25 protein-coding genes are annotated in these 23,941 nt (G+C 56.7%); 21 read left to right on the top strand and 4 right to left on the bottom strand.

Features of this window, described 5'->3' with window-relative positions; all coding sequences use genetic code 11:
- The first annotated feature begins 176 nt into the window (after positions 1-176).
- The 4 genes from JRJ26_16360 to cas6 all read left to right on the top strand — a co-directional run bounded on the left by JRJ26_16360 (position 177) and on the right by cas6 (position 5,079).
- A complete protein-coding gene (locus JRJ26_16360; protein MBW2059063.1) occupies positions 177-2,399 on the top strand; it encodes a DUF3352 domain-containing protein in 2,223 nt (740 codons plus the stop codon).
- Positions 2,400-2,506: 107 nt separating this feature from the next.
- Entirely contained in the window at positions 2,507-2,971 is a 465-nt protein-coding gene (locus JRJ26_16355; GenBank protein MBW2059062.1) for a PilZ domain-containing protein, read from the top strand.
- A 335-nt stretch (positions 2,972-3,306) separates the two neighbouring features.
- Positions 3,307-4,053: a hypothetical protein gene (locus JRJ26_16350; protein MBW2059061.1), complete on the top strand. Its 747-nt coding sequence runs from the start codon at positions 3,307-3,309 to the stop codon at positions 4,051-4,053.
- Between the two features lie 189 nt (positions 4,054-4,242).
- Positions 4,243-5,079: a CRISPR system precrRNA processing endoribonuclease RAMP protein Cas6 gene (cas6, locus tag JRJ26_16345; GenBank protein MBW2059060.1), complete on the top strand. Its 837-nt coding sequence runs from the start codon at positions 4,243-4,245 to the stop codon at positions 5,077-5,079.
- Between the two features lie 83 nt (positions 5,080-5,162).
- Here cas6 and JRJ26_16340 read toward each other — a convergent pair whose 3' ends face one another.
- The gene (locus tag JRJ26_16340; protein MBW2059059.1) at positions 5,163-5,846 is read right to left on the bottom strand and encodes a lytic transglycosylase domain-containing protein; all 684 of its coding nucleotides are present in this window, start codon (positions 5,844-5,846) and stop codon (positions 5,163-5,165) included.
- A 17-nt stretch (positions 5,847-5,863) separates the two neighbouring features.
- Between JRJ26_16340 and JRJ26_16335 the strand changes: the two genes are divergently transcribed.
- Together JRJ26_16335 and JRJ26_16330 are read left to right on the top strand one after the other, a co-directional pair.
- Positions 5,864-6,049, top strand: a complete 186-nt coding sequence (locus JRJ26_16335; protein ID MBW2059058.1) for a hypothetical protein — start codon at positions 5,864-5,866, stop codon at positions 6,047-6,049.
- Positions 6,040-6,255, top strand: a complete 216-nt coding sequence (locus tag JRJ26_16330) for a hypothetical protein (GenBank protein MBW2059057.1) — start codon at positions 6,040-6,042, stop codon at positions 6,253-6,255. Before JRJ26_16335 ends, JRJ26_16330 begins: the two co-directional genes overlap by 10 nt.
- 29 nt (positions 6,256-6,284) lie before the next feature.
- Here JRJ26_16330 and metG read toward each other — a convergent pair whose 3' ends face one another.
- Complete coding sequence (gene metG / locus JRJ26_16325) at positions 6,285-7,001, bottom strand: methionine--tRNA ligase subunit beta (protein MBW2059056.1); 717 nt, start codon at positions 6,999-7,001, stop codon at positions 6,285-6,287.
- Between metG and JRJ26_16320 the strand changes: the two genes are divergently transcribed.
- The 15 genes from JRJ26_16320 to JRJ26_16250 all read left to right on the top strand — a co-directional run bounded on the left by JRJ26_16320 (position 6,954) and on the right by JRJ26_16250 (position 21,766).
- Complete coding sequence (locus JRJ26_16320) at positions 6,954-8,648, top strand: HAD-IA family hydrolase (protein ID MBW2059055.1); 1,695 nt, start codon at positions 6,954-6,956, stop codon at positions 8,646-8,648. The genes metG and JRJ26_16320 overlap by 48 nt on opposite strands.
- A gap of 282 nt (positions 8,649-8,930) precedes the next feature.
- Positions 8,931-9,650, top strand: a complete 720-nt coding sequence (locus JRJ26_16315; protein MBW2059054.1) for a hypothetical protein — start codon at positions 8,931-8,933, stop codon at positions 9,648-9,650.
- An 87-nt stretch (positions 9,651-9,737) separates the two neighbouring features.
- Positions 9,738-9,992 carry a zinc ribbon domain-containing protein gene (locus tag JRJ26_16310; GenBank protein MBW2059053.1) on the top strand — a complete coding sequence of 85 codons (255 nt, stop codon included), beginning with the start codon at positions 9,738-9,740 and terminating at the stop codon, positions 9,990-9,992.
- A gap of 333 nt (positions 9,993-10,325) precedes the next feature.
- Entirely contained in the window at positions 10,326-10,580 is a 255-nt protein-coding gene (locus JRJ26_16305; GenBank protein ID MBW2059052.1) for a hypothetical protein, read from the top strand.
- 389 nt (positions 10,581-10,969) lie between these two features.
- Positions 10,970-12,370, top strand: coding sequence for a M48 family metalloprotease (locus JRJ26_16300; protein MBW2059051.1), 1,401 nt, complete (start codon positions 10,970-10,972; stop codon positions 12,368-12,370).
- A 76-nt stretch (positions 12,371-12,446) separates the two neighbouring features.
- The gene (locus tag JRJ26_16295) at positions 12,447-13,169 is read left to right on the top strand and encodes a metal-dependent hydrolase (GenBank protein MBW2059050.1); all 723 of its coding nucleotides are present in this window, start codon (positions 12,447-12,449) and stop codon (positions 13,167-13,169) included.
- 22 nt (positions 13,170-13,191) lie between these two features.
- A complete protein-coding gene (locus tag JRJ26_16290; GenBank protein ID MBW2059049.1) occupies positions 13,192-14,253 on the top strand; it encodes an AI-2E family transporter in 1,062 nt (353 codons plus the stop codon).
- Positions 14,254-14,636: 383 nt separating this feature from the next.
- On the top strand, positions 14,637-14,879 hold the full coding sequence (locus JRJ26_16285; GenBank protein MBW2059048.1) for a hypothetical protein: 243 nt from the start codon (positions 14,637-14,639) through the stop codon (positions 14,877-14,879).
- Positions 14,880-15,171: 292 nt separating this feature from the next.
- Positions 15,172-15,420, top strand: a complete 249-nt coding sequence (locus tag JRJ26_16280; GenBank protein MBW2059047.1) for a hypothetical protein — start codon at positions 15,172-15,174, stop codon at positions 15,418-15,420.
- Positions 15,407-15,664, top strand: a complete 258-nt coding sequence (locus JRJ26_16275) for a zinc ribbon domain-containing protein (GenBank protein ID MBW2059046.1) — start codon at positions 15,407-15,409, stop codon at positions 15,662-15,664. The genes JRJ26_16280 and JRJ26_16275 overlap by 14 nt, the downstream gene beginning before the upstream one ends.
- A 162-nt stretch (positions 15,665-15,826) precedes the next feature.
- Positions 15,827-18,196, top strand: coding sequence for an endopeptidase La (gene lon / locus JRJ26_16270; GenBank protein MBW2059045.1), 2,370 nt, complete (start codon positions 15,827-15,829; stop codon positions 18,194-18,196).
- 784 nt (positions 18,197-18,980) lie between these two features.
- Positions 18,981-20,228 (top strand): AmmeMemoRadiSam system protein B, encoded by a 1,248-nt coding sequence (amrB, locus tag JRJ26_16265; GenBank protein MBW2059044.1) that lies wholly within the window; start codon positions 18,981-18,983, stop codon positions 20,226-20,228.
- A 54-nt stretch (positions 20,229-20,282) separates the two neighbouring features.
- A complete protein-coding gene (locus JRJ26_16260; protein MBW2059043.1) occupies positions 20,283-20,684 on the top strand; it encodes a YjbQ family protein in 402 nt (133 codons plus the stop codon).
- A gap of 101 nt (positions 20,685-20,785) precedes the next feature.
- Positions 20,786-21,559: a serine/threonine protein phosphatase gene (locus tag JRJ26_16255; protein MBW2059042.1), complete on the top strand. Its 774-nt coding sequence runs from the start codon at positions 20,786-20,788 to the stop codon at positions 21,557-21,559.
- 12 nt (positions 21,560-21,571) lie between these two features.
- Positions 21,572-21,766: a hypothetical protein gene (locus JRJ26_16250; GenBank protein MBW2059041.1), complete on the top strand. Its 195-nt coding sequence runs from the start codon at positions 21,572-21,574 to the stop codon at positions 21,764-21,766.
- A 62-nt stretch (positions 21,767-21,828) separates the two neighbouring features.
- Here the strand turns inward: JRJ26_16250 and JRJ26_16245 are convergent, their stop codons facing one another.
- Complete coding sequence (locus JRJ26_16245) at positions 21,829-22,194, bottom strand: PilZ domain-containing protein (GenBank protein ID MBW2059040.1); 366 nt, start codon at positions 22,192-22,194, stop codon at positions 21,829-21,831.
- Positions 22,195-22,299: 105 nt separating this feature from the next.
- Positions 22,300-23,736, bottom strand: a complete 1,437-nt coding sequence (locus JRJ26_16240) for a trimethylamine methyltransferase family protein (GenBank protein MBW2059039.1) — start codon at positions 23,734-23,736, stop codon at positions 22,300-22,302.
- Between the last annotated feature and the right edge of the window lie 205 nt (positions 23,737-23,941).

Genomic DNA, 23,941 nt, shown 5'->3' with positions numbered 1-23,941 from the left:
TGGGGGTGGAGCCGGGGTGGGCACACAGGAGAGGCTGCCCGTGGTCGAGCGGTGCCGAGGAGGACCTGAACAGGTGAAGGGCTGGCGCACAGGGCTGGAGGTTTCTCAGCGTTCAAGAGAAATCCACTCCGAGGGGACGTGGGCCTGATCTCTGCCCACCTTCTGGAAGGGTTGCCGTGAGAATTGTCGAATGCCCGGTTTGCGGGAGGAAATATCGTTTTGACGAATCCAAGATGACCAAGGAGAGGATAAGGGTCGTATGCCGTAAGTGCGAGAACGCTTTTGTCATCTCAAAGGAGTTGTTTCAGGGCCAGCCCGGGGAAACACCCGCTGGTCCTCCACCGCCAGAGCAGTCCCCGCCTCCACCGCCGGAAAAGTCCTCCCCCATGACCCTGGTTATCAAGAGGGTGCCGGGGGAGATGGCCCGCCTGAGAATCGCGACCCAGCTCATGCCGTACACGGGAGAGAGTGTCTCTCTGCTCAGGAAGAAGCTCTCAAGGACGCCTGTCGTCTTTCACCTTGAGATGAAGCCTTCAGAGGCCGACAGGCTCATGGGACTCATGGGATCGACGGGAGTCGAGGCGGCCCTGTCACATGGGGAAGCGGCCGGACGTACTAAGGGGAAGCCCCGAGGGGAGGGAATTCCGAAGAAGATGTGGAGGAACCTGGCTGCCGCGGTTGTAGTCTTGGCCTTGGTGGGGGCCGGGGGGCTTTCCTATCACCTCTATCGGGAGACGGAGAAGACGCGCAGCCTCGAGCAGAGGGGTATCGACTGGCTGATTCCGGGAGAACCGTTTTTTTACATACGACTTACGGACGTAGAAGAGAATCAGAAGAAGATCCAGAAGGATCCGGCCCATGCCGGATTGGTCTCTTTGGTGGCGAGTTTGAAGTCGATCCCGGGAGTGGAGGGCTTTCTGTCCGCCCTGTCGGACTGGGAGGCATCCACGGGAGTCCCCTTTTTCCGTCCTAGTCTCATGGACCTCATCGGAAGGGATGCAAGACTGGCCCTGTATCAGGAGCGAGGCGCAGATGGGCCGGAGTTCGTGCTTACCTTGAGGACCGGGCTGAAGCCAAAACTGGTGGAAACCATAGGGAAGTGGCTCGCCCTCCTACAGGGTCGACTCGTGTCCATGAGAATGGAGGGAACAGCCGTCTATGCCATTCAACCTCCGGAATACAAGAGGAGAGTCTACTTCTTTTCTGAAGGCATGGTCTACGTGGTGAGCGACTCTCCGGATCTGGTCAGGAAGTCTGTGCTGTTGATGAGGGGAGAGGCTCCTGGCAGGAGTTCTCTGGGCTCGGTTCGCCTGTTGGCTGAGAGAGGGAAGAGGTTCGGCGTCAATCAGATAGCTCTGTTCTATGTCGGCTTTGGTAACATGATCGGATCATGGCTCGGCAAGAGAGGGAGCGGCGATGCTTTCCCCCTGACCCGATACCTGGGAGCCTACGGCGACGTGGTGGGTACCATCTCGTACGGGAAGGGTGTGGTTGTCGAATCCACCATGGAGTTCCGGCCTGAGCGCCTCGATGGATTTCTCGCTGCTCTCTTGAAACACCCGCCCGCCCCGAATAGGACCCTGGCCTATGTTCCGGGAAACACGGTTATCTATGCCTCGAATACGAGTCTAGACCTTGTGAAAGATCTCTCCTGGTTCAGGAGGGATCTCGGGGAGCATTTCCGCGACTCGGCGGTCCTGGACAGGATTCTCTCCGGGATCCTGGCGGAAACAGGGCTCGACGTGGAGAAGGAGGTCCTGCCCTACCTGGGAAGGGAATTTGCCTATGCGGTGACGGCCGGAATCAGGGGGAAGGACACAGGTTTCCCGGCCGTACAGCTCTTTCTGGAGGTGAGGAATCGGGCGAGAGTCGAGGCCTCGATCGGAAAGATCCTGAAAACCCCCGGGGTCGGATCGTGGCTGAAGGAAGCCGGCGTGGACCTTGTCCGGAGCAGTTACGAGGGCGTCCAGATTACCTCTTTCCGGTATCATGGCAAAGATATGAGGCTATTGTTACTCTCAAGCCTTTCGCCTTGCTATGCCTTCGTGGATGGCTTCTTGGTGATCAGCACCGGGCTGGAGAACCTGAAACAGATGGTGGATCTTTCCAACGGGCGTGGCGTGTCGATGCTCAAGAATGGGCGGTTCACCGAGGCGAAGCACCTTTTGAGGCGGGAGAACAACGGCCTGGCTTACGTCGACCTGCGAGCCGCCGCTGGGCTCCTGAAAGGGTTGATCACCCGTGGTCCTCCAGGAAGAGCGGGTCTTCCGGGTCCCGGAGTCCAGAGGACAGAGGGGACGAAGTTCTTTCTGGAGCTTCTGGAGAAGTTGAACTTTCTGTGGGGTGAAACGGAGTTCAGGGCCGACCGGGTTCGATTTCTGGTCTACTTTGCCCTCTGAGACTCGAAATGGAAGAGCCTGTGGCAGCGATCGAGAAATGATCGAGGAGGTCCGTTGGCGTAAGGAAGAGGGGCTGGCAGAAGCCGCGGGCGGAAGGAGGAATCCGAATGGTTCCGGACAAGGGAAGAAATAAGAGGGCAGGGGTAGTGTGGGTGGATCGGAGGAGACACTGCCGCTACCTGCTGGAAATCCCCATCGACTGGACCGACGGGAAAGTAGGTGGTGTGTCCACCGGGCTGACCTCAAACGCCAGTGAGGGAGGTATCATGGCTTTTATGGGGGAGCGGGTAGAGGTCGGCACCGCCCTGAACGTAACCCTTGTGTTTCGTCTGGGCTTCTCTCTGGCTTCCATGGAGGCCCCGTCGGTGGTCGTGTGGCGGGAGGACGTGTGGAAGGAATATCTTGGCAGCTACCGGTACGGACTAAGGTTCCTCGGTCTCGACCCTGCTGATTTGAGAAGGCTGAGGAGGCTTTTCGGGAATCTGGAGCGACAGGAGACACTCTATGTCCCGGTCCACAGCGGATTGACCCAGACAGGCCCTCTACCTCTGAACCCGTTGGACCATCCCTGAAATCCCCGTTTCTTCGGAGACCTCCGCAGGGGATTGTCTGCGCCGGAAAGACTCTTCGGCTTTTTCCGAATGGTGCCTCTCTCCTGGACAATTCTGACAAACCCGGTATGATTCCCCGGCAGGAGTCGTCCGGGCGTCCCTTGCCTGCCGCGGGGGTAGAAGGCTCTGCTGCCCTCCGATTCCAGAGGCGTGGATCGTCTCTTTCGCTCAGCCTGTACCTTGCTGCCGCAATCTCCGCAAATCTCGCTCTGGAGGAAAGGGTCTCATCAAGATCGGGGAATCCCCGGATTTCTCCTGGTTGACCTCCGCCCGCGGCTGTGGAAGAATTGAGAGCCATGGAAAGAGTCGCCGTCTTTGTGGCCCTTAGGAGCGAGGCGGATGCTTTCAAGGCACTGCCCCTTGAGTTGCGGTGCTTGGAGACGGGAATGCCCGTCTACACGGGGGAGATCGAAGGGAGAAGGTTGATTGTCGCAAGGTCCGGTGTGGGAAAGAGGAACGCCCTTGAGGCCGCAGAGCTGGTCCAGTCGGCCTTTCACCCCGATGCGGTGATCTCCACGGGATTCTGTGGAGGGTTGGTGGAGGAGGTCCGCTTATGTGATGTGGTCCTCGGTTCATGGGTCGTTCAGGACGGTGGGCGCGGCGAGGCACGGAGAAGGCCCCTTCTGGGAGATCAGGCCGCCAGGTTGAAGAGCGCCCTTGTTGAGGGAGGGCACCGGGTCCACGTAGGGGGACTTGTGTGTGTCTCCCGGCCTGTGGCCACCCCCAGGGAGAGGAGTGAACTGGCCCTTCGGACAGGAGCCCTTGCCGCAGAGATGGAGACGTATCATCTGGCGGAATATTTCCTCGCACGCCGGGTCTTCTTCGTCGGGCTGAGAACCGTGGTCGACTGCCTTGAGGATCTGATCCCGGTTGCCCTTTCCGGTCCGGAGTCGGGAGGATCCCCGAGACTTTCGAACCTCCTGGGTTTTCTTGCCTCTCATCCCGGAGCTGTCGGTCCTCTTTTGAGGCTTTATCTGAATGCGAGAAAGGCGCGCGGTCCGCTTGGAAAGAGCGTGGCAGCCATAGTCAGGGTGCTGCCCTAGCGCATGTATTTCGTTTTATTTTCCGCCGAGAAGGGGGAAAGGAAAAACAGGCACCCGAGCGGTGTAAGGAGGTAACCAACCGTACCTCAATATGTTATGAGTCTCCAGGCCTTGAGCCGTTTTCTTTGTGCGGTCGTCTCAACGGCAAGAAAGGGGATTTGAAATGGTTTCACAGGAGGGCTGGAGGATATGCCTCATTCGGTAGTCTTTCACTGCGTGGCAGAGCAGGATCTCGACGGGGATCTTCTCCGGGGCAGAGGAATGCTGGATCTGGCTTTCCAGCTTTTCGGCCGGGTTGATCCTCGTTTGACAGCTTCCATGGTAGAGGGAAAGGAGAAGCCCTTCACGGTTTCCCCGTTTTTCGCAAAGCGATGGCCTTCGGGGCCGAGGGCCGGCTATGAGGGAGTCGATCCCCTGCTGAGGGGGAGGTCGTCGATCAGGGCCGGGACGCCATGTAGATTCCGGATCACTCTTCTGGAGGACAGGTTGTTCCAGAGTATGGCCGGTCTGATTGGAGATTCGGGTCTGGTTCTTTCCGTGGGTGGAAGGCCGCTTCGGGTAGGCCATATCATCTCTTCGAGCCAGCCCTCTGATCCGTGGCCCCGGTCTCAGAGCTACGCCCAACTGAACGAAGAGGCGTCGTCTACCTCCAGGGAGCTGCGCCTCCAATTCGTCACCCCCACGGTCTTCAAGCGTCAGGGTATGGCTCTGCCGTTGCCGGATCCTCAGATGGTATTCAGGGGGTTTCTCCGGAGTTGGAAGTGGTTTGCCTTTATTCCCCTGTCCAGCGATCTCGAGAGCTTTCTCGATTCTCACGTCGTCCTGAAGGATTTCCGGATCTCCAGAACGACCTTCGACACGGGTGAGAGGGTCGAGCCGTCCTTTACCGGATGGGGCCGCTTCGTGCTTGCCGGGCGGCACCACGAGAGGCACATCAAGGAATTCAACCTCCTCGGAGACTACAGTTTCTACTGCGGCACGGGGGCCTACAGGGAGAGAGGCATGGGCATGACCCGGAGGCTGTGAGTCTCTCGGACCGGACGGTCTCCTCGGCCCCCCGGTTTACACTCTCCATGGGGGAGATAGAGGATATGAGAGGGGGAGAAAGGCTATGTCGAGAGGGTGTCCAGGTGTTTCATGACTCTGTGGACGTATTGCTTCGTTTCAGCGGGAATCCGGCCACGGCTTCTTTCGAGATTGCCGGGGCCCCAGTTATAGGCGGCGAGAGCCGATTCGATATCTCCTCGATACCGGTTGAGCAACATGGCCAGGTACCTCGTACCACCCATCACGTTTTGTCTCGGATCATAGAGATCCGTGACGCCGAGATCCTTTGCCGTTGAGGGGAGGAGTTGCATCAGTCCCGTGGCCCCGGATGGAGATCTCGCTTGTGGGTTGAAGTCGCTTTCAGCCTTTATTACGGCCTTGATGAGGGGTCTTGCCACACCGAAGCGACGGGAGGCCTCTTCAATCAGCGGGTCGAAATCCCCGGGTTCCGCCCGGGGAAGAGAGGGTGAGTCGGACTCCCTGATCTGAGCCCCAGTGGCGCGGGGAGGTTCCGTGCGGGTCAGGGACTGGTTCAACAAGAGAAGCGATCCCAGGAGACCAGCCACGGGAGCCAAGGGCTTCGGGCCTGAGGCAGGCTGCCCGGCCGTTCGCAGCAGACTCTGGCGGAACAGGGCGCCGAAGTCGAGGGGGTCGAGCCGCCCACGGAGGGAGAGGGGGGACGGGCTCGCATCCCGTGGTGGGGTTGCCTGGAGATGTAAAGGGTGGGTTCTGACCAGCTTGATCATGGCGAGGATCGGTCTGCATGAGAGAGAAGAGACTGCTCGACAAAGGAAAAGATGCAAGAGTCGTGCCTATTACATCTCTCTCAGGGGGCGCGCCTCGGGGGAATGAGGGAGAAGCCGATTCGGGAGGCAAGAGACTCTACCCGGATCGTGCGGAACCACTTGAAGAGGAGCGCATAAAGAGGAGGGGAGGCCAATGGGTCTGATCTTTCTGGGGGCTGCTCTGGTGATGGCAGGAGCGATGGCGATGCTTTTGTCTTATTATGGAGGAGGGCCGGCCAGCGTAACAGATGCGGGGAAGGTTCTTGCCCTGCTTGGTTTTGCTGCTTATGTGGTTGGAAGGGTCAGGTACAGCCGGATGAAGAAAAGGGAGTCTCACCCGGAAATGCCCGCCGCAGGCGGCAATTCGTGACTCCGCCCAGATGGAGTATAGCCGCTGTGCTATTCGATCCCGGCCCCGTTCGGTACATCTCCATCCACGGTGATCAGTGACACGATGTCCCTGGCCTCATCGACGGCCGCCAGGACCATCCCCTGGCTCTCCACACCGCGGAGCCTGGCAGGTTTGAGATTGACAAGGACAATCACTTTCCTTCCCACCAGCTCCTCGGGACGGTAGTAGCCCTTTAGCCCGGCCACAAGCTGTCGCTCCTCTGTACCCACATCGACACGCAGGATGAGAAGCTTGTCTGCATTCGGATGGTCCTCGGCTTGCTTGACTTCGCCCACGCGGATATCCATCTTTTTCCACTCGGGATAGTCGATCTGTTCTGCCATGACGGCTCCCTTCTTCTTGGGACTGTGAAAACACTCATTCAGGGGCCTGCCTTTGTCTTTGAAGGCGAAGAGTCGATGAAGCACCTCTTCTTCCGGCCGGTCCCGCCTGTGTTCCCCAGTATACCACAGAACACCACAGGGGGGCAGGAGTTTTGGAGGCCGTGCGATGTTCCGGTCTCGTATGAGTGCGGGCCGGGTTTTGAACTGGAAGGAGGAGTATCGAAACCGAGGGCCGGCGCCCGATGAGAGATACGGGAGATCTCTCCTCTGAAACCCCTTGATACGGCGCGGGATTGGGGCTAATCTTTCCGGCAGACCGAAAGGAGTGGAACAATGAGAGTGGAGGGAGTGATTTTTGATTATGACGGTACTCTTGTACATTTGAACCTCGATTTTGATGCCATGAGAAAGGGGGTGGAAGGGCTTTTCGATTCCTATGGGCTCGACCCCGCTGTTTTTAAGGATCTCCACATCCTGGAAGCGGTCGACAAAGCCGTCCATTTATTATCCAGTAAGGATCCTGGTGGCGGTCGCTCTTTCTATGAGAGAGCCATGCAACTGCTCACCGACCACGAGGTAGAGGCGGCAAGAAAGGGAAGGATTCTCCCCGGGGCTGTCGAGACGCTGAGGGCGTTGCGACACCTCGGGATCAAGGTGGGAATCGTTACTCGGAACTGCGATCAGGCCGTGCGTATTGCCTTCCCCAGGATCGAGGACCTGTGTGATGCCTTTGTCCCCCGGGACGATGTGGATCAGGTCAAGCCCCACCCGGCCCATCTGGGTTCTGCCCTTGAGAAGATGGGGATAGAGAAACCGAACCGTTGCCTTATGGTGGGAGACCATGTTTTGGATATCGAGGCGGGTCGGCGGCTCGGCATGAAGACCGCCGGTGTACTGACGGGAAGGACAAGGGCCGAGGAGTTTCTGGAAGCCGGAGCCGATCTCGTGCTGCAGGATGCAACCCAGGTTGTGGACCGCCTGCGTGGGGGAGACAGGGGCGGGCAAAAGGGCTTTTTCCAGTCCGGAAAGCTGGATATCGAGATTCTGACCAGACTTCTCAGGCGGTACACCTCCACCGACGAGAGGGTGGTCATCGGGCCTCAGATCGGAGAGGATACGGCGGCGATCGATATGGGAGACAGACTCCTTGTGGTGACCACCGACCCCATCACTTTTGCAACCGAGGAGATCGGTTATTACAGCGTAATCGTGAATGCCAACGATATTGCCACATCGGGTGCCCAGCCCAAATGGTTTACCGCCAACGTTCTCCTGCCGGAAAAGAAGACCACGGGAGACCTGGTGGAGCGCATTTTCAGGCAGATCCATCGGGCCTGCAAAGAATTCGGGATCTCCCTCATCGGAGGCCACACGGAGATTACCCATGGACTCGACCGTCCGATCCTGATCGGTCACATGATGGGTGAGGTGCGAAAAGAGGCGCTGGTCAGAACGGGTGGGGCCCGGGTTGGGGACGACGTCCTTCTGAGCAAGGGGATCTGTATCGAGGGGACCTCGATCATCGCGAGAGAGAAGGAGGAGGAATTGCTATCCATGGGGGTCTCCAAAGCTCTCATCAAGCGGGCCAAGAACTTCCTTTACGACCCCGGCATCAGTGTGATCCGAGACGCCCGCCTGGCCTGTGAAGCAGGCCGGGTCCACTCCATGCATGATGTCACCGAGGGTGGGCTGGCCAACGGTCTCCATGAGATAGCCATTGCGGCAAAGGTGGGAATAGTGGTAGAGAGAGATCGGATTCCGCTGTTCGAGGAATCTCGGATCGTGTGTGAAGCCTTCGACCTCGATCCCCTGGGCCTTATCGCCTCGGGTGCTCTTCTCCTGACGGCATCCCCCGGGGAAGCCGAAAGGATAATCGAGAAGGCTTCTGTGCAAGGAGTGGCGATTGCGAGGATAGGGCGGGTCTACGAGGGAGGACCGTCTGTAATCCTGGTTACAGAGGAGGGGGAAAAGGCCGTGAGCTATTTCTGGAGGGACGAGGTGACAAAGATCTTCGACAAACCGTCCTAGGGGGCGGGGAATTCCTGCCCTTTCCCCGGGAACACGACTCACGAACACGAATCACGAACACGACTCACGAACACGAACACGAATCACGAACACGACCTTTCCCCTCCCCGCTCACCCTTGATGGGTACCCCACCGCTTCCGCAATGGCGCTCGGAGGCAAGGGTGTTCTCCAAAAGTCAGGAAACTCCTCTGGTTTTCCTGATTGAAATATCCGGATAATTCTAGTAACCTTGGGACGGTTGGAAGCGATAGCCTTGTGAGGTTGAAGTCCGGGGGAGACTGATGAAATCGGTCCACTTAGTCCTTGTTTTTCTTATTCTCTTCGTGGTCAGTCTGGGTATCATCGTCCATCTCTACAGGGGGCCCATCGCCTCTCTCAGGAAGGAAGTAGAGGAGTTACAGCAACGCCTCGCCGAAAAAGGGGAAGAGACGCAGAAGGCAGCAGATGAGATGCGGAAGAGGCAGGAAGAACTGGAACGGCAGAAAGGGGAGGTGGAGAGACTCAAGGAGAGAATCAGGGCTTTTGAACGCCAGATTGCGGAAAATAAGAAGGTCATTTCTGCCCTTCGGAAGGGGTCTGTAAGCAAGGACCAGACCGTACAGAATCTCGCGGCCAAGCTGTTGCTGAAGGAACAGGAGTATCAAGGTGCCAAGCTCGAACTCTCCCAGATGGATGAGGCCCTCCAGAGGCTCAAGGAGGAGAACAAGGCAAAATCGGAAAGAATAGCGGAGCTCACCCGGCAGCTCGGCAAATCGTCGCAGACGATTCAGCTGCTCACCATGAAGTTGGAGAACCGGGAGGATGAGATCGACGATCTGAAAAAAGAGATGGAGGGGCTGGGCAAGAAAGTCGAGACTCTTACGGCCGACATGAAGAGGATACTCCGTGAGAAAGAGAAGGCCCTGGCCAGGATCGCCGAGTTGGAGAACAGCTTGAAGCAGGCCGGGGCGAGGGGCTCTACGGGGCTCCTTGAGTCTCCCGCTGCCGGGCAGGAGGAATGAGGCCGTGGGAGTCGAGGAGCAGGGCTGCAGTGGAGATGACCCGGGATCACCCTCACGGACAGACGATGGAACAGGGGGGGCGGCTACATGAAGTGTGCGAAATGCGGGACTGAGAACCCGGAAGGGGCTAATTTCTGCAAGAAGTGCGGTACTCGGTTGCCTTCTACCGTTCTTTGCTGGAAATGCAAGTATGAGAATCCGCCCGATTCGATCTACTGCAACCAGTGCGGATCCCGCCTCTCCCCTGGAAGATCCTCCCGAAAAATCTGCCAGAGCTGCGGATTTCCAAACGACCCTGCTGCGGAATACTGTACGGTTTGTAACCAGAAACTCCGCAGCTGAGGCCATCTTCTGTCTTTCTTCCTTCCCCTGTCGGTGGTTTGGTGATTGTATCTGAGCTTCCAAGAACCTCGCCTTCCGACTGAGGAGTCTCTCCTCGAGAATCGGGCGGCCTTGTCGTTGATGGGGCTGCCGGCCTTTCCTCCAATGGCATATTAATTGCTTACAGTAACGATTCTAGGAAAGGGAGGGTGGAGATCAGCAACTCGGAAATGACCGGGCATCGAAGGGTTGAGAAAGTGGGGGAGGGTCTTTCGGCAAAGACTCCCGAGAGAGGCGGAGCCCAGCCTTGCTTACCTCCTATGGAAGAGTCGAGCGGTTGAAGAGAGGGATTCCATGCGGTTGACAGAAGGGGATAGGGTACGGCACCGCGGGTTGCAGTTCATATCGGGAATCGTGGCGCAGGTGATTATGATCCCTGACGCTGATCCAGAGGACGAGAATTCATATTTCTGCAAGGTTCAGCTTAAGAACGGACAGTTCTACAGCGACAGGGCCTCAGAGTGGGAACTGGACGCCGGCGCAGTGCCCCCTTCATCGAACAACTCCAAACCTGATCATGATGAACCCTTGTACAAGGAGATGGGTTGAAGGCGCATCCCCTTCCCAGGTCCTATCCGAGTCGAATAACACCACTGGGTTTGAGAAAACGCGCGACAGAATCCGAATAATCCAACCGGGCTTTCCGCATTCGAGCCGTCGATCGCTGCACCGGAGAATCTCTTTTTTGGTCATCTCCCTGTTCGGTTCCTTTTGAAACTCCCCGTATCCTTTCGGGCAAGAACCACAGGACCGAAAGGGCCTGCCTGAAAAATCCGGCACTCGGGCTTGGCGTACCGCGAACCAGAGGCGTCGCCGCTCTTTCAAATCCGGCCTTTCTATGTTAACTTTCTTATGAAGACTCACCGCCGGCGAGCTGCCGCCTTCCGGTTAACGGACACTCGGGCCGATCTCGGTTGAGGAGATTGCGGGGTACTACCATGAAGCGGGGCCTGTTCAGCCTTACCGTCGTAAGTGTGGGGTTCCTTTTCCTCTCCCTTGCAGATCCCGCACGCCACCCCGTGGGATACTGGAGCGAGGCTTACTGCTTTTCCGCTGCAAAGGAAAGGACACTGGGAGAGAAGGTCTTTCATGACATCCAGAACCGCATGCGGATAGTTCGGATCCCCTCTGTCCAGAGCTATATAGACAGGCTGGGGAGAAATCTCGTCTCGGTGGCCGACCGGAGCCAGTTTCCCATAACCTTTTTTGTCTTGAAGGAATCGGAGCCCAACGCCTTTGCGATCCCCGGGGGAAGAATCTTCCTTACGAGCGGTCTCCTCACCCTGGTGGAGAGCGAGGACGAATTGGCAGGTGTGATGAGCCACGAGATCGGCCATGTGGTGAGGCGCCACATTGCCCAGCGAATCGACGCATCGAAACGACTGAACCTCGGCACTCTGGCAGGTGTGCTGGCAGGCATACTGGTTGGGGGGAGTGGAGGAGGTGCCATGATGGCCGGCACTCTTGCCATGACTCAATCTGCGAATTTGAGAAACAGCCGGGAGAACGAATTCGAAGCCGATCGCCTGGGACTGGCCTATATGACCCGGGCCGGATACGACGGGCACGCAATGATACGCTTCCTTAAGAAGATCTATCGCGGGACGGGATACAACTCGGCGTTTCCCACTTACTTGTCTACCCATCCGGGGGTCCCTGCGAGGATTGCTTTCCTTGAGAGTATGATGGGCAGCCGAGGCGAAACGGATGGACAGGAGAAGTTCACCGACGAGTTGAAGGACATCCAAACCAGGATCCTCGTTGTCGAGAAAGGCCCCTTAGAGTCACTCGACTATTTCAACGGCCTTTTGGAGGTCGATCCTGACGACGCCCTTTCCCTTTTGGGGCGTGCCCTGGTTGAGAAGGAGATGGGGAGAATAGGGGAATCTCTCGAGGATCTGAAGAGGGCCCACCAACTGAAGCCGGGGGATCCTCAAATCCTCAGGGAACTCGGTCTTGCTTTTCTCCTGGTCGGGAGGACCGCCGATGGGGTCGATGCCCTTGAACGCTCGGTTTCCCTGGCAGGGCAGGATGCGGAGACGTTGCAGTATCTCGGAAGAGCCTATCGGGTTCAGAACAAGCTCGACGAGGCCATAGAGAGCTATCTCAAGGCCAAGACCTTGGACCCAGACCTCCCTGGGCTCGACAAGGATCTGGGTTCGGCATACAGGGAGAAGGGGGACATGGGGCGTTCCCACTTCTATTACGGCCTCTACTTCAAGAGGAGGGGCCAGTTGAAATACGCCCGTTTCCATTTCGAGAAGGCCGGCGAACTGTCCGGGCAGGATAGGAGAGGGCGAGAGGAGGCTATGAGAGAGCTGAGACGGCTCAAGCCGTAAGGAATTGCCCATCGAGGTTTCCTATCGGCAGGGACTGCTCGCGTTGGAATCAGGGAGACAAGGAGAGGTGGGGCTTATGAGGGTCTCGAGAATCGGAAAGGGTTTTGAACTCACCTGGCTGGGCCATTCGGCATTCAGAATCGTATCTTCCGAAGGGCTGAAGATCCTGGTCGACCCGTGGTTGACTGGAAATCCCAAAGCCGCTTCGGGCGTTGAAAACACGGGAAAGATCGATCTGATTCTTGTAACCCACGGTCACGCCGACCATCTGGGCGATACCCTGGAGATCGCCCGAAACACGGGGGCACAGGTGGTTTGTATGCCGGAGGTATCCCAATATCTGACCGGCAAGGGGTTGACGAATCTCGTGGGGATGAACAAGGGAGGCACGTATCGATTCAGGGAGATCGAGATCACCATGGTTCATGCCATCCATAGTTCGTCCATCGTTGAGCAGGACAGGATCATCTACCTGGGTGATCCTGCGGGTTATGTGGTCACCCTCGAAAGCGGTTTCGCCGTCTACCATGCAGGGGACACGGGGGTATTCAAGGACATGGAGATCATCGGTGATCTGTACCATCCGGGACTCGCCCTCCTCCCCATCGGCAGTCATTATGTGATGGGACCACGGGAGGCGGCGTACGCATGCAGGTTGCTTCGGCCATCATACGTTGTCCCCATGCACTACGGGACCTTCCCGGTCCTGACCGGAACCCCTGAAAGGTTCGTTGAGGAGATGGCGGATCTTCCATCCACAGAGGTAATCGTGCTCGAGCCCGGTGATACTCTCACGTGAAACCAGATGATGCGGGGGGGAAATGAATAGAGAGAATTTCTTTACCCTCATCATGCTGGCGATCATCGGGGTCTCCTTCTACTTCTTCTATCGGGTCTTTTCTCCCTATCTGGTTTCCATAGGATGGGCAGTGGTCCTGACGCTGGTCTTCTACCCGGTCTACCGGAGATTGACGCGCTGGTTGAGGGACCGCCGGTCTCTCGCGTCCCTGGTGTCGACTATCCTCACTGTCGTGGTCATAGTTCTTCCCGGTGTTTTGCTTCTCTTTTTTCTGGGCAAGGAGGTCGTTGAGATATACAGGTTCTTTGAAGCAGGAGTGAAGGCCGGGAGGTTTCAATTCCTCCTGCGGTGGCAGGAGATATCATGGGTGGACCAGTTCCTGCACGATCTGGATCCATGGCTAAACCTCTCCCAGCTCGACCTGCAAAACATCATCCTGCAAAGCCTGAAACGGCTGAGCACCTTTGCCTTGAACCAGTCGACGAGATTCGTCTTCGGGTTTTCTCAGTTTCTCTTCGGCTTTTTCCTGATGATAGTGGCTATGTTCTATCTTTTCCGTGATGGGGAACGTCTTCTTGAGGGAATCAAGGGCCTGATTCCACTGACGCCCGGAGAGAAGGAACTCCTGTTCAGGCGGATTCACGAGATGGTGCATGCCACGATCTTTGGCGGCGTTCTGGTGGCCCTGGTCCAGGGGGCGCTTGGGGGCCTGGCTTTCTGGGTTCTGGGTTTACCTTCGCCCGTACTTTGGGGCTTTGTGATGGCTCTTCTCTCCTTTGTTCCCGTGGTCGGTCCTTCGATGGTCTGGTTTCCCGCGGTGGTGTTTCTGGCCGTTCACGGGCATCATTACGGCAAGGCGATTGTTCTCGCCCTTTGGGGGATCGTAGTGGTGGGTCTGTCGGACAACTTCCTGAGGCCGATTCTTATAAGCGGCCGGACAAAACTCAATACCATGATTCTCTTCTTCGCCGTGCTGGGTGGATTGAAGGCATTCGGGCTTCTGGGATTGGTCGCAGGCCCTCTTGTGGTTACTGTCTGCCTGGCAATACTCGATATCTACTCTTCCAAGTTGGAAGCCGAATAGAATGGCGAGACCTCCCGGCCAGCCCTTGGAGGCGGGTTGGAGGGGCATGGTCTGCGCCTCTCACGAGCTTGCCGGAAAGGCCCGACACCGGATGTGGCAAGCTCACCCTCCTCGAGAGAAAGAGACCTTTCCTGTCTCGGGCTTCTCCACTGCCCGCAAGAGACAGACCGGGCAGGAATCGGATCAGGTGCGTCATGTCTCTGACGGATCGACCCCGGAGTCGGTCGAGACAAAAGAGCCGGTCCGAGCAGACGGTTCTGTGGAGGCTTGTTGTGGGTGACCGAAAATCGATCGATTGGTACGTATTTTGCTTAGACCCCTTTAAAACCCCCTGGAACGCTCCTGGACTGAACGTTTCTGAACATGGCCGAGAGGCAGCATCCATGTTTTTCAAACTCATACTGGAAGCAGGCCATGTAGGCGCCGGCAAGAGTTATGATATGGTTCGCTACTTCCGAGGCAAGGATGTCATATCGGTTATGGATTCTGCCCTGAGAACCCCCAGAGTCAAAAAGAAAGAAGGGGGACAGGGCATTAAGCTCATTCAGCCCATCAGTGAAAGGGAGTATGTCCTCGGAAAGACAAGCGAGGCGGAAGATCCCTATCTGAACCGTCGCCGTTCTTAGCGGACAGCCCGGTCCCCTCCGGTTTCAATGCTTTCCCATGATAGTTTTCCTGTCACCGAGATGAGTTTGGGTGGGTGCTAGAACCTTTGTCGCTGGTTTTGGTAAGATAACAGTGATCTGATTGCGGCCGGCCGGGGGCGCACAGCGCCGGGAGCGGCTCTCATCGATCAGGATCTCTGGCCGGGCCTGAGAGAGGCTCCATACCGCTCGAGGGGTGGATGGAATGTTGACAAAAGGTTAAGGTTGTTCTATATGGAAGTCGATCCTGGGTGAATGGAGAAGGTGACGAGAGATGGATGACAGTGTGAGAGAGAGACCTGGAATGGCAGAAGAGGAGGTGCGAGAGGAGGAGGCGATAGATCTCAACACCCTCTTCCGCGACCAAGGGAGGGATCTTAACCGCCTTTTCCCGGACCCGGGTTCCAGGAGACTTCTGAGGGATGTGAGAAGGAACCGTAGAGACGTTGAAAGGTTCCTGAAAAGGTTGGAGACGGACGGGCCGGTCACTGAGAGATCTGGAGGTTCCAATGAGGTGTCCTAACTGCGATTTCGAAATTCCCGGCATTGTATGCGAGACCTGTGGAGAGGAGACCCCGCAGGGAAGCCTATACTGTTACAAATGCGGTGCAGAGGTCGAGGTCCAGGAGGAGGGATCCTTTGACCTCGAGAATCGAGTCCTTTGCAGCGATGAGACCTGCACCGGTGTGATCAACGAGAAGGGAGTCTGCGGTGTCTGCGGGAAGCCTTACAGAGATGATCCGTCCCAGGGGGAGACGCTTTCGTAGGAGGAGGAGTGTGAGGGTCGAGCCGCTCCGGCTGGGAGGGCCCCGGGTTGCCGGGGGAGACGTAAAATTGACATGGTGATAGGGAGTGATTAATTTTAGAAAAAAGCCCGACGGGGAGAGTCGGGGTTGTCAGCGACCAGGCAGATTGGGAAGGGGGTTTGAATGATTTTTCTACCCAAGGAAGAGGCGGGAAAAGGTCAGAGAGGGAAGGATGACAGAATATCCATCCCGAACGAGATCCCTATCCTGCCCTTGCGTGGCACCGTACTTTACCCTGAACTGATTCTGCCCATAATGGTGGGAAGAAAGCGGTCCGTCAAACTGATCGACGATGCGATGGAGAGGGACCGGATCATCGGGGTGGTCACGCAGAAGCGATCCGAAACAGAGGATCCCAGGGAAGATGAACTGTACAGGATCGGCGTGGGAGCCTTGATTCTCAGGATGATCCGGGAGATGGACGGGAGCCAGCGTGTGATCGTCCAGGGTCTGTCTCGGATTCGAATCGAGCACTATTCCCAGAGAGATCCCTACTACGTGGCCAGGGTCGAAGTCATCGAGGAATCCCCTGCTCAGGGAGTCGAGGTGGACGCCCTGATGATGAATCTTCAGAATCTCTTTCAAAAGGCCGTCGAACTGGCTCCATATCTGACCAATGAAATGGGTCAGATGGTTTCCAACATCAAGTCTCCGGGGATTCTTGCCGACTTGATTGCATCGAACCTGAATATCCCGACCGCGGAAAAGCAGAATATTCTCAATACACTGGACGTGACCGAACGTCTGAACAAGGTTCATATCCTGCTCAACAAAGAGGTCCAGGTGCTGGAGTTGGGTAACAAGATCCAGTCACAGGTGAAGGAGGATATAGACAAGACCCAGCGTGAATACTATCTCCGGGAGCAGCTCAAGGCCATCAAGAAAGAGCTCGGGGAGATGGACGAGCACACGGCGGAGATCAAGGAGTTGCAGGAGCGCATTGCAAAGGCCAAGATGCCCGAAGAGGCGCTGAAAGCGGCCCAGAAAGAACTCGACCGCCTGGCCAAGATCCCCCCTGCTTCCGCCGAGTATACCGTGGCACGTACTTACCTGGACTGGCTGATAGACCTGCCTTGGTCCCTCAGCACCCGCGACAACCTCGATATCAAGAATGCGGAGCGGATTCTCGATGAAGATCACTACGACTTGCAGAAGGTGAAGAAGAGGATTCTCGAGTACCTGGCTGTGAGGAAGTTGAAGAGCGACATGAAGGGGCCCATTCTCTGTTTTGCCGGTCCTCCCGGGGTGGGCAAAACGTCGCTGGGCAAGTCGATCGCCCGGGCCATGGATCGGAGGTTCGTCCGGATCTCACTCGGGGGCGTGAGGGACGAAGCCGAGATCAGAGGGCACCGGAGGACTTACGTGGGAGCCTTACCCGGGAGGATCATCCAGGGGATCAAGAAGGCCGGCTCCAATAACCCTGTCTTCATGATCGACGAGGTGGACAAGATCGGCATGGACTTCAGGGGCGATCCCTCGTCGGCTCTTCTCGAGGTTCTGGACCCTGAACAGAACAACTCCTTTTCGGATCACTATATCGACATAGCCTTTGATCTGTCCAAGGTGATGTTCATCACCACGGCGAACGTCCTTGAGACGATTCCCCCTGCCCTGAGAGACAGGATGGAGGTTCTCGAACTTCCCGGTTACAGCGAGGAAGAAAAGATGATGATCGCCAAGAACTTCCTGATTCCGCGGCAGTTGAAGGAGCACGGCCTTTCCGAAGACTACCTGGAGTTTGAGGACAGCGCGATCAGCGGCATCATCAACTCCTATACCAGGGAGGCGGGGGTTCGCAACCTGGAACGGGAAATCGCCTCTGTTTGCCGCGGAGTGGCCAAGGAAGTGGCGGAGGGGCGGAGCGAAAAGGTCGTCGTGGGAGAGTCGATGCTCCACAGGTTCCTCGGCCCTGTCAAGTTTTTCCCCGAGGTGGCTGAAAGGACGGCGGAGCCCGGGGTTGCTACCGGAGTCGCATGGACTCCCACTGGGGGGGACATTATCTTCATAGAGGCAACCCAGATGAGAGGAGAGAAGGGGCTCACCTTGACCGGCCAACTGGGAGACGTCATGAAGGAGTCGGCTCAGGCGGCACTGAGCTATGTCCGAGCCAAGGCCAAGGAGTTGGGGATCAAAGAGGACTTCTTCGGGAAGACCGATATCCACATCCACGTACCTGCGGGGGCTATTCCAAAGGACGGTCCCTCGGCAGGCGTTACCATATTCATTGCGCTCACTTCGTTGCTCACGGGCCGGCCGGTTCGGAGCGACGTGGCCATGACAGGGGAGATAACCCTTAGAGGGCTGATCCTCCCTGTTGGAGGAATCAAAGAGAAGATTCTGGCCGCGAGGAGGGCTGGAATAAAGGTGATCATTCTCCCACAGAAAAACGAAAAGGACCTGGAAGAGATCCCCGAGACTATCAAGCAGGAGATGGAGTTCAAGTTCGTCAGCAGGATGGACGAGGTGATCCCTCTGGTTCTGAAGGATCAATGAACGAAGAGATCGACCGGTTGGAGGGAAGGTCTGGAGGAGAACGACTTCAGACCTTCCCTTCGTCTATCCGGCAGCGGCTTGTGAGGGTGCTTTCCTGTCGGAGCGACAAGTTTGTACAAAATTGTAAAAGCCTGTTCAGAATTGGACGGTATTGCCCAGAAAACTGTCCTTTTCCGCTATCGCTTCTGCCCGGGCGCAATCGGGTATAACCCTGCAAAGAGACAGACCACTCCTTACTACTGTGTTTTTGAGGATCCAGGACACGGGATAGTAGCGGTCCTCAGAAGTATGCCCAGGTCGTGTAGGTGCCTGTCAGCGCATAGGCACGGTTGGTTTCGGTGCACTTGGGGCAGATTCTGTTGAATTTCCCTTTGGCCATGAAAGGGGCCCCACATTTGAGGCATTCCCGCCTGATTCTGGGTTGTTTCCGTGTCAGAGTCCGACGACTGTGGTATCTGCGACTTGCCAATGGTCCCCTCCACGCTTTTTTGTAGACTCTGTATGCAATATTTATACCATATTCCGTGTCAGAGTCCGACGACTGTGGTATCTGCGACTTGCCAATGGTCCCCTCCACGCTTTTTTGTAGACTCTGTATGCAATATTTATACCATAGTGTCTTTCTTTGCGCGTGGCGATCCAGAGTTGGGCTGGCATGAACCCCTGGCCCCTGGAAGTTCGGGGGAGATGGTTTACCGGTATGGTGGAGGCCGATTCTTGAAGGATTCACGCCTTGTTCGGCCTCGTAAATACTGATATATTTGGATTTGGAGGTGGACGAGCTTTGGAAGGGACCGCGGTGGAGTATCCGAGAATCAGGCCAGATGTGAACGCCTTTCCCCTCTCCGTAGAGGGCCAAGCCATGATCTGCTTCCAGGACAGCCAGAGGCTGAGCGAAGGCACACTCATTCCGCAGGCGGTATTCGCTCGAATCGTCGCTTTTTTTGACGGCCGGCACTCTATCAGGGATATCCAATACGAGGCCATGAAGCGTTACGGGGAACTTCTCTATACCGAACAGATTGAGGCGGTGGCCGAACAGCTCGACAGGGCTCTCCTTTTGGAAAGCCCCAGGTTCCGGCAGGCCCTGGACGGCCTCATGGAGGACTTCCACAAGGGGCCGGTACGGCCATCCTTCTTTTCAGGAAAGAGCTATGCCAGCGACCCTTCCGGGCTGAAAGTCGAGATGGAGGGGTACTTCACCAAGCAAGGCGGCCCAGGTGGCTTCAGCCGGAGCAGGAGAGCCTCTGGTTTGAGAGGGATCCTGGCGCCACACATCGATTTTCAGAGGGGAGGGCACTGCTATGCCTGGGCCTACAGGGCCGTAGCCGAAGCGGAAGAGGCCGACCTTTACATCATTCTTGGAATTGCCCATGCGCCTTCAAAGGGCCGCTTCAGCGTGACGTTGAAGGACTTCGAAACCCCTCTCGGAGTCGCAAGAACGGACAGGGACTTTGTGAATGCTCTGAGCAGGCGGTGCTCCCAAGACATCTTTCTCGATGAGTTCCTCCACCGGTCCGAACATTCGGTCGAATTCCAGGTGGTTTTTCTCCAGTACGTGCTCGGGCCGGAGATGAAAGCCGCAATCGTGCCGATTCTGTGTGGTTCCTTTGACGACTATCTCCAACAGGGGAAGGTTCCGGAAGAAGATCCCCAGGTGGCGGAGTTTCTGGGTGCTCTGAGATCCGTGGCGATTGAATCCCAAAAGCGGATCTGCTTTATCTCCGGGGTTGATCTTTCCCATATGGGACCTCAGTTCGGAGACGCAGGGGCAATGGACGGTCTGAGCCGTTCGAGGATTCAACAAGAGGATCTGGAGACCCTGGAAAAAGTCGCGTGTGTCGACGCGGATGGATTCCTGAGGCTCCTCCAGAGAGATATGAACCGGAGAAGAATCTGCGGTTTTCCGGCCATTTACGTCCAGCTCAGAACCATGGAGGCCCTCAGGGGCGAGGTTCTGAAGTACGACCAGGGGGCTACGCCAGACGGCCGGTCCATGGTGAGTTTCGCTGCCCTGGCCTTTTACGGGTAAGAGTGAGAGCCGGAAGGTCTTCCCGGTGGCCGGCTTGTGAGGGGGAGGCAGTCGATGGAGACGGTTGAAATACGCAGCATTTCGCGAGTTGAGTTTATAGACATTACCGACCGGGTGCAGGGGGTGATCGAGAGGCTGGATGTCTCAGACGGAGTCTGTTATGTTTACGTGCCACACACGACGGCAGGTCTTACCGTGAACGAGAATGCAGACCCCAGCGTACAGGAAGACGTCATTACCGCTCTTGAAAGGATCATTCCCCGGGACCAAGCCTATCGCCATGGAGAGGGCAATTCTCCGGCTCACATCAAGGCGAGCATCATGGGGTCGTCGGTGGTGGTTTTTGTGAGATCGAATCGACTGGTTCTCGGAACCTGGCAGGGGATCTATTTTTGTGAGTTCGACGGGCCAAGGAACCGCAGGGTATACGTAACAGCCGTAGAAGGCAGGCCCTGAGTGAGGGGCCTCTGTCAGGGATACTTTCCGGCGGCCGGTAGGGTGTGTGGTCTATACCAGCCGGGACTCATCGTAAGTGTTGTCCCCGGGGATTGAGGACTGTGGAAGAGAGAGCGCTGCTCAGAGCGGCAAAGGAGATTCTGGAAGACGAGCCGCGGCTGATCGCCCTTCCGGATAGGGGAAAGGCGGTTTTTGTCGGGGATACCCACGGCGACCTGGATGCGAGCCGGAAGGTCACGGAAGGGTATCTCAACGAGGAGAACACGGTCGTCTTTTTGGGAGATTATGTCGACCGGGGCGACCATTCACTTGAGAACATCCTGCACCTGCTCGGCCTGAAAGTCCGATTCCCGCGTAACCTGATCCTTCTCATGGGCAACCATGAGGGATTCCTCGTCAAAGAATTCTATCCTGCCGATTTCTGGCTTCAACTATCCCTGGAGAGGCGGCAGGCCTTTCATGAGACCCTTGTTTGCCTTCCCTTTGCGGTCTTTTCGTCTAATGGGATACTGGGGCTCCACGGTGCACTGCCGGATGTGGAAACACTTGAAGACATCAACAATGTGAGCCCTGGGGATGTGTCCTGGAACCAGATCGTGTGGGGAGATTTCCAGGATGTAGAGGGAGAGCGCCTCGGAGAGTATGTGGGACGCCCGCAGTTTGGGAGAGACTATTTCAACCGCCTCATGTCACGTCTAGGCCGGTCCGTCCTCATACGGGCACATCAGCCCAATGTGGGGGCTGACATGTTCGGGAAGAGATGTCTCACCCTCTTTACCTCCTTCGCCTATCTCCCCTTCAGGTCGATCGCCTCTGTCGACCTATCGAAGCCGAGAATCTCCTCCATCGAGGAGGTGGAGGTGGAGTTCATCTAGTCCGGGTTCGGCATGCTGAATCTCAAGTTTCGCCTCCAGTGCAAGCACTGCGGGAAAAAGTCCATCGTATCACTCCAGGCCGGGGATATGGTTAGAGACATTACCGTGGACTGTCCCCACTGCGGCCGTCCCTGTGAGATCACCCGCAAGGATTTTCTTGAGATTCTGGGGAATCTGAACCGGTTCAGGAAGCACATCAAGATTTGAATAGCCTGTGGAGATGATCCGCCGAGGTCTGAAAGAAGAATAAGTCCCTGGACAAGGGCGCCTCAGATGGATCCACGCGGGTAGTTTCTTACGTAGCTGCTGAAGAAGTGATTGAGCACCTTCCTCTTGATCTCCGAGATATTCTCAAAACTCAGTCCAACGACGAAACGGTCATCCGCCAGCCTGCTGGTGTGGACGACCTTTGCCACGACATCGATCTCTTCCTCATCCACCGAAATGTTCACCTCAAGACTCTCTCCGACCAGGAGGGGTACCGCGGTGTGTATGCGCGCCCCCCCAAGGCTGAGTTCCAGGGTTTCGGCCTCGATGGGTTCGCTGTAGAAGCCGTAGGTGTATGTAATCTCAGGAACCGAATCATACCTGGGATATTTTCTACGGTCTTCCTCAAGGAACTCTCGACGTTCCATGGAGGCTACCATTCCTCTCTTCTCTTTGCTCCCTGTTTAGCCTTTCCCGAAGCAAAAGTCAAGGCCAGGCTGCCTGTGCCGAGAGGCCTCGGTCGGGGAGAAAGGTCAGCGCCTTTGCAGCATTTTCGTTATTTCCTTGACGACATCAGGGGACTTCGGCTCGGGTTTGTATGTGGTCATGATCTCCCTGGCCTCCTTGTTGAGTTTGTCGTAAAGATCCAGCTTCCCAGAGGATTCCCACAGGTCGTACTGCATTCGATCGAGGCGGCGAGGTTGAAACTGGGCCTCCCTCCAGTTGTCAAGAGTATGGTCATCGTCTATAAATCCGCCTCTGGCCTTGGCCCTTTCGATGGCTTCCATGGCCAGAGTCCGGGGATTTACCGGAATGCCTTCCATAAGGCGACGGCACATGTCTATGATCTCGTCCACCAGGATGATCATTTCCATGGAAGAGGTTGTCCCGAATTCGATATACCCCACATCGTGAACCAGGTTGTTCCGGCTGAGCATGGCGTTGTAGACGGAGAACACGGCCTCGGCACCTGCCTGGGCATCCACTAGTTTGGCATCTGTCGCACCGGCGAACCCCCAGGATGGAAGCCGATAGTACCTGGCCATATCCGCCTGGCCCGCTGCGGTAAGACTCCACTCAGGGGCTCCATAGCTGATAATCGCCGTCCTCATGTCCATGATGGAGACGTTGAACCCGTAAAGAAAAGGAGCTCCAGGCCTTTTGAGCTGGTGAATGACAAGTCCTCCCAGACACTCGGCATTTGCCAGGGCCATGGCCCCGGCGAGTGTTATGGGAGCTCCTCCTCCGGCATTGGCCCCGGAGGGGAAGGCGACTGGGATGAGATTCTCTGCACATCGAACCAGCTTTTGCACTGATGACTGCGGAAAGATGAGAGGCGAGATAGGTTCGGCGTAATGCAACAGGAAGGGTCTTTCCCGCAGTCGGTCCTTGCCTCCTGCGATGAGGCTTGCCATTTCGATGATGTCGTCGATATCCCTTGTCGTATCAGCGGTGAAGACGATCGGCTTGTTTGAGTTGAAGACCATCTCCGCAAACTCATAGAGATAGACGTCCGCCGTAGGAACGTCTCGGGGGTTCCCCATGGACATGATGAAGTCGATATTGGGAAGGGCGTCACAGAGTCTTGCCAGACGCCCGACATCCTCACGCCCGACTCTTCTTCTCTGTCCGGTCTCCACATCGATCGTAAAGAGAGTATCTGATCCGGTTCCGAAGTATGTCTTCCCTTCCTCCAGGAACATGACCCGCTCGCCCCTCTGGTTTGACAGAACCATCGTTTCCGGAGCGGTGCTCAACGCCCTCTTCACAAGGTGCTGGGGGATCTTGACCCATCCATCCTCACGAAGGGAGGCACCGGCCTGTCTGAGGAATGCCCGGGTCTCCTCATCGAGCACCCTGACTCCATGACGGGCCAGTATCTCTAGGCTCGCATGGTGGATAGCCGTGATCTGCTCATCTGACAAGATACGAATTGTCGGCCGGACCGTCTCCACGTCTATCTGTTTCATCTGAAGCCTCCAGGAGTCGAAATCTTAGGAATCGTGATCCGAAGGGAGGCGCTGACCACGGGACGAGAGGGTTATCCAACCGCAGGGAGCGGTTCCTCCCCCCTTCACACTCCGGTTTGCCCGCTGGCGGCTCCGGGCAGTCACCGCCAGCATGAGCGACTATAGGCCGTTTTGGTTTTCCTGTCAAGGAGACTCCGCTCCTGCT

It is taken from the genome of Deltaproteobacteria bacterium, from assembly GCA_019308905.1.
GTDB lineage: Bacteria > Desulfobacterota > BSN033 > WVXP01 > WVXP01 > JAFDHF01.
This window is presented reverse-complemented; position numbering and strand designations above follow the sequence as displayed.

Bases quoted from the DNA above. Each gene is read 5' to 3' on its own strand.
- JRJ26_16355 (MBW2059062.1), top strand. From the start codon at position 2,507: ATGGTTCCGGACAAGGGAAGAAATAAGAGGGCAGGGGTAGTGTGGGTG.
- JRJ26_16350 (MBW2059061.1), top strand. From the start codon at position 3,307: ATGGAAAGAGTCGCCGTCTTTGTGGCCCTTAGGAGCGAGGCGGATGCT.
- cas6 (MBW2059060.1), top strand. From the start codon at position 4,243: ATGCCTCATTCGGTAGTCTTTCACTGCGTGGCAGAGCAGGATCTCGAC.
- JRJ26_16340 (MBW2059059.1), bottom strand. From the start codon at position 5,846: ATGATCAAGCTGGTCAGAACCCACCCTTTACATCTCCAGGCAACCCCA.
- JRJ26_16335 (MBW2059058.1), top strand. From the start codon at position 5,864: ATGAGAGAGAAGAGACTGCTCGACAAAGGAAAAGATGCAAGAGTCGTG.
- JRJ26_16330 (MBW2059057.1), top strand. From the start codon at position 6,040: ATGGGTCTGATCTTTCTGGGGGCTGCTCTGGTGATGGCAGGAGCGATG.
- JRJ26_16320 (MBW2059055.1), top strand. From the start codon at position 6,954: ATGAGAGTGGAGGGAGTGATTTTTGATTATGACGGTACTCTTGTACAT.
- metG (MBW2059056.1), bottom strand. From the start codon at position 7,001: ATGTACAAGAGTACCGTCATAATCAAAAATCACTCCCTCCACTCTCAT.
- JRJ26_16315 (MBW2059054.1), top strand. From the start codon at position 8,931: ATGAAATCGGTCCACTTAGTCCTTGTTTTTCTTATTCTCTTCGTGGTC.
- JRJ26_16310 (MBW2059053.1), top strand. From the start codon at position 9,738: ATGAAGTGTGCGAAATGCGGGACTGAGAACCCGGAAGGGGCTAATTTC.
- JRJ26_16305 (MBW2059052.1), top strand. From the start codon at position 10,326: ATGCGGTTGACAGAAGGGGATAGGGTACGGCACCGCGGGTTGCAGTTC.
- JRJ26_16300 (MBW2059051.1), top strand. From the start codon at position 10,970: ATGAAGCGGGGCCTGTTCAGCCTTACCGTCGTAAGTGTGGGGTTCCTT.
- JRJ26_16295 (MBW2059050.1), top strand. From the start codon at position 12,447: ATGAGGGTCTCGAGAATCGGAAAGGGTTTTGAACTCACCTGGCTGGGC.
- JRJ26_16290 (MBW2059049.1), top strand. From the start codon at position 13,192: ATGAATAGAGAGAATTTCTTTACCCTCATCATGCTGGCGATCATCGGG.
- JRJ26_16285 (MBW2059048.1), top strand. From the start codon at position 14,637: ATGTTTTTCAAACTCATACTGGAAGCAGGCCATGTAGGCGCCGGCAAG.
- JRJ26_16280 (MBW2059047.1), top strand. From the start codon at position 15,172: ATGGATGACAGTGTGAGAGAGAGACCTGGAATGGCAGAAGAGGAGGTG.
- JRJ26_16275 (MBW2059046.1), top strand. From the start codon at position 15,407: ATGAGGTGTCCTAACTGCGATTTCGAAATTCCCGGCATTGTATGCGAG.
- lon (MBW2059045.1), top strand. From the start codon at position 15,827: ATGATTTTTCTACCCAAGGAAGAGGCGGGAAAAGGTCAGAGAGGGAAG.
- JRJ26_16260 (MBW2059043.1), top strand. From the start codon at position 20,283: ATGGAGACGGTTGAAATACGCAGCATTTCGCGAGTTGAGTTTATAGAC.
- JRJ26_16250 (MBW2059041.1), top strand. From the start codon at position 21,572: ATGCTGAATCTCAAGTTTCGCCTCCAGTGCAAGCACTGCGGGAAAAAG.
- JRJ26_16245 (MBW2059040.1), bottom strand. From the start codon at position 22,194: ATGGAACGTCGAGAGTTCCTTGAGGAAGACCGTAGAAAATATCCCAGG.
- JRJ26_16240 (MBW2059039.1), bottom strand. From the start codon at position 23,736: ATGAAACAGATAGACGTGGAGACGGTCCGGCCGACAATTCGTATCTTG.